At 31.3% G+C, this 12,529-nt stretch carries 13 protein-coding genes; 11 read left to right on the top strand and 2 right to left on the bottom strand.

The features are described 5' to 3' along the window. Positions 1-72: 72 nt before the first annotated feature. A complete protein-coding gene (locus NNH57_RS25530) occupies positions 73-681 on the bottom strand; it encodes a hypothetical protein (protein WP_074405959.1) in 609 nt (202 codons plus the stop codon). Between the two features lie 315 nt (positions 682-996). On the opposite strand from NNH57_RS25530, the gene NNH57_RS25525 reads away from it, so the two are divergent. From NNH57_RS25525 to NNH57_RS25510, 4 genes are all read left to right on the top strand, one after another. Next, positions 997-3,396, top strand: coding sequence for a glycoside hydrolase family 31 protein (locus tag NNH57_RS25525; RefSeq protein ID WP_074405960.1), 2,400 nt, complete (start codon positions 997-999; stop codon positions 3,394-3,396). A 152-nt stretch (positions 3,397-3,548) separates the two neighbouring features. Beyond that, positions 3,549-3,944: a hypothetical protein gene (locus NNH57_RS25520; protein WP_074405961.1), complete on the top strand. Its 396-nt coding sequence runs from the start codon at positions 3,549-3,551 to the stop codon at positions 3,942-3,944. A 24-nt stretch (positions 3,945-3,968) separates the two neighbouring features. Beyond that, the gene (locus NNH57_RS25515; protein WP_108807444.1) at positions 3,969-4,514 is read left to right on the top strand and encodes an MOSC domain-containing protein; all 546 of its coding nucleotides are present in this window, start codon (positions 3,969-3,971) and stop codon (positions 4,512-4,514) included. 66 nt (positions 4,515-4,580) lie between these two features. Beyond that, entirely contained in the window at positions 4,581-5,171 is a 591-nt protein-coding gene (locus tag NNH57_RS25510) for a YdeI/OmpD-associated family protein (protein WP_074405963.1), read from the top strand. Positions 5,172-5,686: 515 nt separating this feature from the next. On the opposite strand, the gene NNH57_RS25505 is transcribed toward NNH57_RS25510, so the two are convergent. Beyond that, on the bottom strand, positions 5,687-6,055 hold the full coding sequence (locus NNH57_RS25505; protein WP_074405964.1) for a hypothetical protein: 369 nt from the start codon (positions 6,053-6,055) through the stop codon (positions 5,687-5,689). Between the two features lie 92 nt (positions 6,056-6,147). On the opposite strand from NNH57_RS25505, the gene xerA reads away from it, so the two are divergent. The 7 genes from xerA (at position 6,148) to NNH57_RS25470 (ending at position 12,439) form a co-directional block, all read left to right on the top strand. Next, positions 6,148-7,275: a site-specific tyrosine recombinase/integron integrase gene (gene xerA, locus NNH57_RS25500; RefSeq protein ID WP_175392657.1), complete on the top strand. Its 1,128-nt coding sequence runs from the start codon at positions 6,148-6,150 to the stop codon at positions 7,273-7,275. 190 nt (positions 7,276-7,465) lie between these two features. Continuing rightward, positions 7,466-8,053, top strand: coding sequence for a hypothetical protein (locus NNH57_RS25495; RefSeq protein WP_108807445.1), 588 nt, complete (start codon positions 7,466-7,468; stop codon positions 8,051-8,053). Between the two features lie 212 nt (positions 8,054-8,265). Further along, positions 8,266-9,150, top strand: a complete 885-nt coding sequence (locus NNH57_RS25490) for a hypothetical protein (RefSeq protein ID WP_074405979.1) — start codon at positions 8,266-8,268, stop codon at positions 9,148-9,150. A gap of 129 nt (positions 9,151-9,279) precedes the next feature. Next, positions 9,280-10,365: an RNA ligase, Rnl2 family gene (locus NNH57_RS25485; RefSeq protein WP_108807446.1), complete on the top strand. Its 1,086-nt coding sequence runs from the start codon at positions 9,280-9,282 to the stop codon at positions 10,363-10,365. A gap of 76 nt (positions 10,366-10,441) precedes the next feature. Beyond that, positions 10,442-11,209 carry a hypothetical protein gene (locus NNH57_RS25480; RefSeq protein WP_108807447.1) on the top strand — a complete coding sequence of 256 codons (768 nt, stop codon included), beginning with the start codon at positions 10,442-10,444 and terminating at the stop codon, positions 11,207-11,209. Positions 11,210-11,411: 202 nt separating this feature from the next. Continuing rightward, a complete protein-coding gene (locus NNH57_RS25475) occupies positions 11,412-11,936 on the top strand; it encodes a hypothetical protein (RefSeq protein WP_108807448.1) in 525 nt (174 codons plus the stop codon). Positions 11,937-12,019: 83 nt separating this feature from the next. Beyond that, positions 12,020-12,439, top strand: coding sequence for a hypothetical protein (locus tag NNH57_RS25470; protein WP_074405983.1), 420 nt, complete (start codon positions 12,020-12,022; stop codon positions 12,437-12,439). Positions 12,440-12,529 lie beyond the last annotated feature (90 nt).

Here is a 12,529-nt window from a genome sequence, read left to right as displayed (position 1 = left end):
TTTTGTAAACTAAACAATAAAACAAGGCCATCTACACTGGTAAATGGCCCGTTTTATATATACTACTGATATTTATTTTCTAATACCATCTGGTAGTGAACTTATGCTACATATTTTTTTACGATATGTAACTCTAATCCTAATTTCGTAAGGCCCAAAAGGTGAATTATGCATAATCCCACCGGGTAATCGCTCATAGTTAGTGACCAGGAATGAAGAATTTGGCTTATTGTCAATAGCCAAATCCATCCAACCGTCTAATCTGCTATTAAAAACATCAGCAGAATTACAACAATTGTTTAAATACAATTTTATGATACGGGTTTGGGTTATATTTCCTCTCCACCAGGTACAATTAGATGGGAGTTCTTCGGTACGGCAGTTATTGAGTAGATCATCAATGATATATTGATGAGGCATATCTCTTCCGGATCCCGAAATAAAATTACATTCATCTACATCCAGAACCAGATCATCACTACAAGATGATCTGTCAAAAGATGCACATGTAGAAACCCCGATAGTTTCTCGTTTCAGATTTTTGCTATCTGAATTTTTAAGGATTGTATTTTCTTTTTCTGAAGATACAACTTCTTCTTTCTCACAGGATGAGAAAAGGAACGCTCCAATAAACAAGATTAGAATTGAGTAATTTACATTTTTACAGGTTTTAATTTTCATAATAATGAGTATTTGATTTTCCTACTCTTTTTTTAGGATTTTCGGTTCCTCCTTTTTGCATTTCTACTTCTATATCAGCTTCAACAAAGTTTTGTTACCCCATATGCAGCACTTTATGATAAACACATTTTGATGCCTGGTTTGCACCAGAAATTCTTACGAAAACGTTGTAGTGATTTTTTGAGATTCTTATTACGTAAATCGAGTTTTACTAAAAAATCAATAATTCTTCTGATGTAGCTGCTGTTATACCTTTATTCTATGGGGATTCCGTTATATTTGAGTACTATCTATTGATAAAAATATATGTTGAATATGAATTCTAAGTTTACTCTTTTTTTAGTATTTGTAACCCTTATACTCACGACAATTTCTTGTAAAAAGAAATATGAAGGACCATATCAAGGTTTTAAAAATAAAGATACCCATATCGAGGTTTTTAAGGATAACGGAAAATACATAATTAAACCCTATTCTGATAAAATTATAGAAACCTCATTTGTACCAATAGGGGAGACTTTTGATCCACAGTCTCATGCCGTAATCTTAGACCTGGTGACCACAAAAGTACAGATACGAGAAAACGATAGTGTATTAACTATAGATACCAGGGGTATTGATGTACATATTACCAAAGAGCCTTTTCATATTTCATATACGTATAAAGGAAAAAAATTGATTTCTGAAAAGAAGGGATATATAAAGACAGACTCTACAGAAATTTTGGATTTTAACCTGGATAAAAGCGAAGTAATTTATGGGGCTGGTTCTCGAGTGGTGGGGATGAATCGCAGAGGTAAAAAGCTTCAGTTATACAATAGAGCACATTATGGATATGAAAACTATTCTGAGTTAATGAATTTTACAATGCCTTTGGTACTTTCCTCTAAGTTATATGCTGTTCATTTTGATAATGCCCCGATTGGATTTTTGGATATCGATAGTAAAAAAGATAACACGTTGCAATATGAAACGATTAACGGAAGAAAAACATACCAGGTAGTTGCAGGAGATAATTGGAAAGATCTGATAGATCAATATACCAATCTTACAGGAAAACAGCCATTACCCCCGCGTTGGGCATTTGGAAATTTTGCCAGTCGTTTTGGATATCATTCTGAAAAAGAAACTAAAGAAACGATTGCCCGGTTTAAAGCAGATAGTATCCCATTGGATGCAGTAATTCTGGATATTTATTGGTTTGGAAAAGAGATCAAAGGACATATGGGAAACTTTGAGTTTTTGAAAGACTCATTTCCAAATCCAAAACAGATGATCAATGATTTTAAAGATCAGGGAATCAAAACAATATTGATTACAGAACCTTTTGTACTAACGACTTCAAAAAAGTGGGAAGAAACCGTAAAGAGAGGAGTCCTGGGGAAAGATATGCAAGGAAACCCATTTAAGTACGATTTTTATTTTGGAAATACTGGGATTATTGATATTTATAATCCTAGAGGAAAAGAATGGTTTTGGGATATTTATGCCAAATATACTCGGGAGTATGGAGTAGCAGGTTGGTGGGGTGATTTGGGAGAACCCGAAGTACATCCTTCAGAATTACAGCACGCTACAGGAAGTGCAGATGAGGTTCATAATATTTATGGTCATGATTGGGCACGATTGGTACAAGAAGGGTATCAAAAAGATTTCCCAGAGCAACGCCCATTTATATTGATGCGAGCAGGATATTCGGGATCCCAACGATTTGGAATGATCCCCTGGTCTGGTGATGTAAGCAGAAGTTGGGGAGGATTGCAATCTCAAACCGAAATAGCATTACAAATGGGAATGCAAGGATTGGGCTATATGCATTCTGACTTGGGAGGGTTTGCTGGCGGAGAAACATTTGATCCCGAGTTATATACCCGCTGGTTGCAATATGGGGTGTTTCAACCCATATTTAGACCACATGCTCAGGAGCATATTGCTCCAGAACCCGTTTTTCATGATACAAAAACAAAAACCTTAGCCAAGAAAAGTATCGAACTTAGATATAGTCTATTGCCTTATAATTATACCATTGCTTTTGATAATAATCAAACTGGTATACCATTGATGCGGCCTTTATTTTTTGAAAACACAGATAATAAAGAATTATCCGAAATAAGTTTTACCTACATGTGGGGTGATGATTTTCTGGTGTCACCCGTAATACAACCTGGTATTGCATCTATGGATATTCCGTTTCCAAAAGGAACGAATTGGTATGATTTCTTCACGGGACAGAAATTTGAAGGAGGAACATTTAAAACGGTTGAAATAGTAGAAGATCACATTCCTGTATTTGTAAAAGCAGGAGCATTTATTCCTATGGTACACCCAGTACAAACAACCAAAATGTATTCGACCAAAGATATAATGCTGCATTACTATCATGATAATACTATAAAAAATAGTTCTGGTAAGGTATATGATGACGATGGTAAAACACCAAATGCTTTTGAAAAAGGAAAATACGAAATATTAAAATTTGATAGTGCACTAAGCAATAAAAAACTATCAATAGCACTAACAGTAGAAAAAGGAACTAAATATGCATATAGTGATAGAAAAATTACGTTGATTATTCATAATATTCAGGCTTCTCCAAAATCTGTAACAATAAGTGGTATCTCTCCTTCGTTTGATTGGGATGAAGAAGGTAAAAAGCTGAAAATAAGCTTTGAGTGGGATTCTAAAGAAGCCAAAAACATAAATATTTCTTTGTAGAATGCTCTAAAATATAGAAATTGTAGCCTCAAAATCTATAAGGTTTACATAATCAAAAAAGAGATATAGATACAAAGATGTTTGGTGTGGCAATCATGATTAAAATTTCTTTAGATTTGATAAAATATTTAGAATTTTAATATGAAAATAGAATGAAATCCAAGAATGTACTGTTCTTTTTTATTGCCTTAATTTTAGCAGGATGTAAAACCGATGATATCATATGGCTCAACGGCCAATGGGAAGGAGTGGGGTGTCAATTAGATTTAGAAGACAATAATACCTGGTCTATTAATTTAGAGATTGATATCTACCAACAATCATTTGAGATAAAATATCCAAGTTTAGAATGTTCTGGGCGATGGGAACTGGTCGAGTATTCATATAATCGTGCTACCTTTAATGAATTAATTTTAGAGAATACCAATACCTGTATAAAAGAAGGAACGGTAATTATAACCAAAGTGGATGAAAATCATATTAGTTTTAGCTATTATATTATAGATGGAAAAGATGTTTTAGCTTTTTCTACGTTGAAAAGAAAATAAGAATACTAGCGTATTATATACTAAATGAAGAAGCCAAAAATAATAGGTGTAAGCAAGAGTCAATCTCATACCTTTAATAAATTTAGTTGCGAGCATATAACGCTTATCAAAGGATTGGGTGTTAAAGGAGATGCCCATATGGGAAAAACAGTAAAACATAGATCCAGAGTAGTAAAAGATCCAACTCAACCCAATTTAAGGCAAGTACATTTAATTCATTTTGAGCTGTTTGAAGAATTGAATGAGAAAGGATTTTATATTAAGAATGGAGAAATGGGAGAGAATATTACTACTGTTGGGATAGATTTGTTAAATCTTCCGAGGTATACTATTTTGAAACTTGGTCAAAAAGCGAAAATTAAAATAACCGGTTTAAGAAATCCTTGTAATCAATTAAATTCGATAAAAGAGGGGTTAATGAAAGCTGTTTTGGACCATGATGAGAATGGAAATTTAATAAGAAAAGCTGGTGTTATGGGAGTAGTGGTAGAGGGCGGAGAAATATCTGTTGGTGAAGAAATAGAAATTGTGTTACCAGAGAAACCATATCTTGGACTGGAAAGAGTATAAGAAAAGGAATAATATGTCTATAATTTGATAATTTTCTGAAAACTTATAAATTTAATATCTCGAGCTATGCAAAAAAATAAATCAGTTGAGGAATTTATTTCAAAGAATCAGGAGTGGAAAGAAGCTCTGGAAATCTTAAGGTCAATACTACTCACTACCGAAATGAAAGAAACGATAAAATGGGGAGTACCGGTATATACAGTTAATGATAAAAATGTGATAGGAATAGGAGCATTTAAGTCGTATGTAGGAATATGGTTTTATCAAGGTGTATTTTTAGAAGATAAGGCAAAGAAGTTGTTGAATGCTCAAGAAGGAAAAACCAAAGGCTTACGACAATGGAGATTTAATGCCGTAGAAGATATTGATAAAGATTTAGCGCTTCACTATATAAAAGAAGCTATCCAAAACCAAAAAGAAGGTAAAGAAATCAAACCAGAAAGATCAAAAACAATTAAAATTCCTTCTGAATTATTAATGGCACTCGACGCTAATAATAATTTAAAAAAATCTTTTGAACAGTTAACTCCTTTCAAACAAAGAGAATATTCAGAATATATAGCTGCAGCAAAACGAGAAGCTACACGTATAACAAGATTAGAAAAAATAAGCCCAATGATACTAGATGGTATAGGGTTGAATGATAAGTATAGATAAAATTAATACTATTTTTTGCAAAACAATTACAGCTTTTTTTGCTCTAGACAACCAAAAATACGACTCAAAAACACCGTTTTGAAGCAAAACACCTTAAAATATCCTTTAAAAAACAGATTAATTTATGCTCTTTTTTATATCGGAAATTGATTGAAATAGAATGATTTTTCAGGGAGTTTTCAGCTCGAAAGAAACTCTGTTTTCAGCTTAAATTCACTCAATAAAACAACATCTTTTTATTTAATATTATATGAATACTATTTAAGAACAGATACGTTACTTCGAGTGAAATTCTGTAAGAATTTAGTATCGAGAAGTACTGTTTGCCTATAAATTTTCTTGTTTTCAATTTACCAAATCAGAGATTTGGCACTCAAACAGACGAAAATTTCTTATCGATTATTCACGTTAATATTCTAAAATTGAACAGGTATTATAGAATATACAGGAATATGAGGTAAATAAATTATATGTGTTGTTACCTAGTGATTGGGAGGTATTACAAAGCAAAATGGCTAACTGTTCATATAATCCTGCCATTTTACCAAAAGATACTTTCTTTTCTGGTTTTCCTTAAGATCCAGGAATCCATATTCATAACAAAACAAATAGATCTGCCCTTTTTTGTTTTTCCAATAATGAGTAAAATAAGTAGGGTCAAATCCCTCAGATAGTAGCTTTTCTTTACGTACAGTAGACATCCCGGATTTGTTATAGGCTTTTAAGAGCTTACGATTAGTTTTTAACTTTTTGTCAATAGTGTAATATAAAGCTTCTTCTGATTTACGTTTTTGATATTGATGTGCAGATTTACAATGGATAGAACAATATTTCTTATCGGATCTACCTATAATTTCGGCTTTACAATGTGGACATATATTCATAATTTCTAATGAATCGAATAGTAGTCGAATCCTATTCGAATGTTATTCGACTAAAATACTACTATGATTTTTAAATACCGCATTTTTGTACAATGAACCTTACTAAACATATCACATTAAAACACTTATTGATTGGCAATCAAAAGATGATTGGGTTACAGTTTTATCCTGATAAGGTGATCCAGGCATTGATAAAGGAACTTCCAAACCCTAAATGGAGTAAGGGGTTTTCGATGGTATATATTGCAAACACTAAAGAAAATCTCGCCGAAGTTTTTGAAAAATTTAGAGGAGTAGCGTGGATAAACGGTAATTCTTTTTTTAAAGAAAAGCCAATACGTGACAATCAACCTGTGGATATTAACTGGTATCGAAACCGAAGTAAAACGACTTCTTACAAGTATGTTCCTGAAGAATACCTGAGAAAATTAGAACTCAAACGATATGCCTTAAATACCTGTAAAACCTATATAATACAATTTGAAAAATTCATTAATCACTATTGTGATAATGATATTGTGGCCTTGTCAGAGGAGGAAATCCGAAGCTATTTACAGCATCTCATTAGTCAAAACAAATCTAATAGTTATATTAACCAGGCCATTAATAGTATTAAGTTCTATTATGAGGTGGTCATGGGAATGCCTAACAGGTTTTATAGTATCGAAAGGCCCAGAAAAGAACAGAAACTCCCACAAGTGTTATCAAAAGAAGAAATACGTTCTATAATTGCCAATACCAATAACATAAAACATCGTTGCATAGTAAGTCTATTATATTCTTCTGGATTACGCAGAAGCGAATTATTAGATCTAAAACTAACTGATATAGATAGCAAACGAATGCTGATTCACATTAGGAATGCAAAAAACAATAAAGATCGATATTCCTTACTATCAGAAAAGGTAGTAAAAGATTTAAGAATCTATTATAGACAATGGAAACCCAAAGAATACTTATTTGAATCCCCAAATGGGATGAAATATTCAGGAAAAAGTGTAGGGGCAATTGTAAACAGAGCAGCAACAAAAGCATATATCAAAAGAAAGGTCACTCCACATATACTCAGACATTCGTTTGCCACCCATCTATTAGAAAGTGGAACCGATCTAAGATATATCCAAACTTTATTAGGACATAGTAGCACAAGAACTACAGAAATTTATACTCAAGTATCTATAAACAAATTCAAAGCCATCAAAAATCCATTAGATGAGTAAAAATATATCTTACAAAATCGTCACAAAAACAATTGATTTCATCACATTTTATAGCAATAGTACCAAAACAGAGAATAAAGACTTTATTTTTGTAAATTATAGATCAAAAAACATAAATATCCCCAAAGTGGGAATATAATAAATAGAATATATAGGACATATGTCGTATATTCTGTTGTTAGGCAACATTATGAAAAAAGAATCATACTTGATAATATCATTAATTTCAATCTTACTTTTTAGTTGTCAAAACGAGAAAATATCTGACATTTATAATAAATGCTATTCTGAAAATGTGACTGTTGACGGAAAATCTATCAGACGTTATATAAAAGGATTTGAAAACGAACTTATAAAAAGCAGATTATTAAAAGACTCAACTGGCAAGAGTTATAAGGATTTTTTCTTTGAATTATCTGATAATAATTATGATTACATCTATTTGGAAAATCAATATTCCTTTCTCGATAGTATAAATGGTTTAGAATTCGAAGGAGTTTTAGATTGTCCTTTAGTAATCAGGAGTCATAAAGATTTTGAAAACTCAATCTTTGGCAGGTTGACAAATTATATGAAACAGAATAATGGAAATCACGAAGATTTTTTTAAATCACAAGAAATTGACTCTATCTTTAACGAAAAAACATTTGAATACGATTATATAAAACATAAGTTGTTCAACATTCTAAAAGTTTATGATAAGAGTAAGAATCACGATGGCAAAATTTTATGTAAAACTGAGGATTGCCCTGAACGAAAAGAAATACTCGGTTATTAACGTTGCCTAACAACACCTATACGATAATGCGGGGTTTTGGTTTAATTCAAAGATTGTTGCTTATTTGGTATGTCGCCAAAGATTTAAATTTAGTATTTTAGAAAAGATAAAAACAAAACATAAACTTTGGCTAAGTGCTAGATCGAAAACCTGTGATTTTTTGCTCCCGCACTACGCATAGCTAAACGTTAGCAACAATAATGAAAAACCAAATGCAGAAAATTAGAATACTTATTCTATTAATAGTAATTGTAACATTTAGTTCTTGTCAATTTAATCAATCAGTAAACAAAGATTTGACTACAGGAGCATATTCCAGAGGTGATGGAATTGGAGTTGATGATATTGCAATAGAGGTTAACGGAGAAACCGACAATAGAAATAAATTTGTTTTTGGCGAAGACGTAAACCTGATATTTAACAATGTTTCTGGATTAACCCATTCCAATGGAAAAACCTATCCAGAATTATCAATGTACATTGTCAAAAATGATAAAGACACGGTTTTCTCTAATCAAAACCTACTGAAAAGCTTAAATAACGGAACTGATCTTTCGCCTCTTCAATTACAAGCGAATTTTATTTCTGCTTTACCAAATCAAAATGATGAAAAGTATAAAGTGCTCGTTGAGATTACCGATAAAAAAGGAGACGGAACATTTAATTATGAACTGCCATTTACTGTTAAGGAAAACGACTTATTAGATGTGAAAAGCAATGGAATTGAATATTCAACTATTTATTTATGGAATGAAACTCTAAAACAACCTGTTTTTAAAAGTAATATAAGTTCTGAACATCTTTTTATTTTGATACTTAATGACATTGAAGGTTTAGAATTAACCGATGATAAGGTTTTTCCAATTTTCTCAGTTGACTTAACCGATAACAATGGAAACAAAATACTTTCGAATTCAAATCTTTTAAGTGCTTATGAAGACGTCGGAGTAAATCCTAAAGATTTGAAAAGTCAAGTAACCGCTAAACTTACTTTTACAAAAGGAGAGATAAATAACCCTTGCAGATTGACTGCAAAACTGAAAGATAAAAATTCAAAGAAAGAAGTTAATATTTCGACTGAATTGAATATAAATTAAAGTTGCTAACATAGGCTATAATTAATACGGGGGTTGATTCTTAATCCAAAGTTTAGTGTATTTTTATAAAGTCCGCCAAATCTTTTGATTTGGCTTTAGAACAAAAAAGATAAAACAAAATAAAAAGTTTTGGCTAAGTGCTTAATCGAAAGTTCGTTACTTTTAATTTCCGCACTAACCATAGCCGAGCCGTTAGGTGCAATTAGAAAAAAGGAAATGTTCAAAAAATACACTTCTATAGAAAACACTTACCGCGACGAATTTATTGACAGAATAAAGGGTCATGAATTTTGGAATGATGAATTTATTGTTCAAGAAAAGGTACATGGAGCGAATCTAAGTTATTGGTCGACGAATGGTGATGATTATTTTTCTGCAAAAAGAACTGACCAAATTACTAATGAAGAAAAATTTTTCAATCACGATTTAATTCTAAAGGAGTTAAAACCAAAGCTTAAAAACATTTGGTCAGATTTAAAAAATGAAATTGAGAATTTAAAGCAACTAACAATTTTCGGAGAAATTATTGGAGGTGATTATCCTCACAAAGAAGTTGAAATTGATAGAAAAGCAATAATGGTTCAAAAAGGAATTTTTTATAGCCCTAAAAATCACTTCTATGCTTTTGATATTTTAATCAATTCAGAAACATATTTAGATGTTGATGTAGTGAATAGTCATTTTGAAAAACAAAAAATACTTCACGCTAAAACAATTTTCAGAGGAGATTTAAAAGAATGTCTAGATTATCCAAATGATTTTAATTCAACTCTGCCAAAAGAACTTAACCTTCCTGATTTAACTCCAAATGTTGTGGAAGGAGTGGTTATTAAACCATCAAAGACACGACACTTTAATAATGGTGTCCGAGTTATTCTTAAGAACAAAAATGAGAAATGGTCTGAAAATAAAAAGTATCATAAATCTATAAAATTGGAAGATGAACTTTCTGATAAAGTAATTAAACTTCAAGAAGCTATTCTTACATATGTGACTGAAAATAGATTGAATAATGTTGTGAGTAAAATTGGAGAAATTTCTCAAAAGGATTTCGGAAGAGTATTGGGTATGTTTAATAAAGATGTAGTCGAGGATTTTTTAAAAGACTATAACCAAATAACTAATGAATTAGAAAAGAAGGAATTGAAACTAATTACTAAATCCTTTGCCAAAACTGCGGCGGAATTAGTGAAAAATAAAATAAAAAGCACCTAACACTGTATATGAAATCATAACACCCTACGGGATGTTACGCTTCATATACTTAACGTTAGACACAAGCACAAATAATATGACTAATACAATCTCAAAAATTCCAAACAATTTTCAAAATAGAGATTCTGTCGCTTGGCAAAAATTATGTGAATATGTTGAACTGATAGCTAAAAACGGATCTGATGAATTTGTTCCCAAAGAGTATCTAGGTGATGAATTATTCTCTCAAATATATACCCTTCCAAAATCTATATCCAAACTCAAAAGAGTGAAAAAAATCGGGCTTTATGGAAGTAACTTAAAAAGAATACCTCCTGAAATTGGAGAAATGGAATCTCTTGAATATTTTGACCCTTACGGTTCTTACGATTTAAATTGGCTTCCTTATGAAATAACTAATTGTAAAAACCTAAAAGACAGCAGAATAAGTACTAGAGCATTATACGGGAACTATAAAAACAGAAAGGGATTCCCTAGATTAAATCATAATCCTGTAAAATACACTTCTGATATAATTAATTGTAGTATTTGTAAAAGAGAAATGTCTTTTATCGACAATAGTCAATATTGGATAACATTAGGTGTAGCTACCGATATAGTTCCTTTGTTAGTAAATGTTTGTTCAGATTCTTGCAAAAAAAGTTTACCAAAACCTCCTGAAGATTATGTTCAACATCCTCATAGAGGTGGATCAGACCTAAAACAACCTGATATGGATGAATGGGATTATATTGAGAAAAATTACAAAAAAGTTACCATAAGTGATGAGCCTAAGGAAGAGAAAAAAAACTCTCCTGGCAAACTACCAATAATCAAATTAATACGGAAGATATGGGAAAAATAGCCTGTGTCTAACATTATATATGAAATCAGAGCAAAGTTTTAGTGCTAGATCGAAAGGTTATTTCCTTTTTGTGGTGGCGCTAAATTTTTATAAATTAAACAAGAAATAAAAATGCGCAGATAGATCGATTGGTTAAGGTATACTTGCCTTGCTCCGATTCATATATTTGGCGTTGTGTATAATTAAAATGAGTTTTCAAAATATGAATGAAAAAAAAGTATTACTCTCTATGTTTTTGACTGTAGTTTTATTATACTCTTGTAATAAAAAGGAATCGAAGAGCAAGCCTAATTCTGATCCTGTTATTGATTTATTTAAAAAAAACTTAATTGAAACCAAAATCGGGGGGAGTAACTTGTACATTTCCTTACCAACGAATTACAAGATTGAGGAAAATTTGGGTCCTGACTTTAAAGTGTACCATTTCAAGCATATAGATACAAATAGCGTACAAAATCTCTCAGGCGGTTTTTATCTTGGTTATCATCCGAGTGAATTTGCACCAGATAATGATGACTGTAAAACAGAATTTTCGGAAAGTGAAGTTTTTAATAAGCAAAGAAAATGGAGAATTTATGATTGTAATGGTGAATTTTCAATGCAATCTATTATAATCAATGAAAGTAATGAAATTTGGAACGAAAAGATTCATGCTTTTGGAAATGCAACAACTAAAAATGACTTGGATAAATTGATGAAAATTTATTCTACGCTAAATAAAAAATGAAAAATACATAACAATTTGTATAATGCATATGCACCTTTTGGGATGCAAACGCATTTTACACTAAACGTTGTATACAATGCCCTATGAAAACAAATAGAAAGAATTATAAACTATGGTTTTATTCAGAAAAACCTCTTGAAGATATCGCAACCGAATTTTATAATAAAAAACTAATCGAGGAATTTCAATACGATTATGAAAATGTTTTTGAATGGATTGAGGCGCATTCAATTGACTTGTCCTATGAATTCAATATTTCTAGAAAACATTCTTATTGGAGTGATTTTAAAGAAGGGAGTGTTGAACAAAAAAAAGAAAATTTAAAAGAACCGATTTCAATAATGTTAATGTATGAGAATATCGAACCCTCTGACGGACTTTTAGAAGAAATAGCAAATCAAATCCATTTAACCTTGAACTGTTCTGTCTATTTGGGAACAATAAACTATTTAGGTGGAAATGACTTTGAATATATTAAAACAAAGGAAATAATTGAAAATTAGAATAAAAAGCACTGTACACAACAACGTGTATATTTAATTGCTTGTTCTGTGTGTACTCGGAAAATCCTACGGATTTTCCTCTGGTTCGTT

This window comes from Aquimarina spinulae (assembly GCF_943373825.1).
Taxonomy (GTDB): Bacteria; Bacteroidota; Bacteroidia; order Flavobacteriales; family Flavobacteriaceae; genus Aquimarina; species Aquimarina spinulae.
This window is presented reverse-complemented; position numbering and strand designations above follow the sequence as displayed.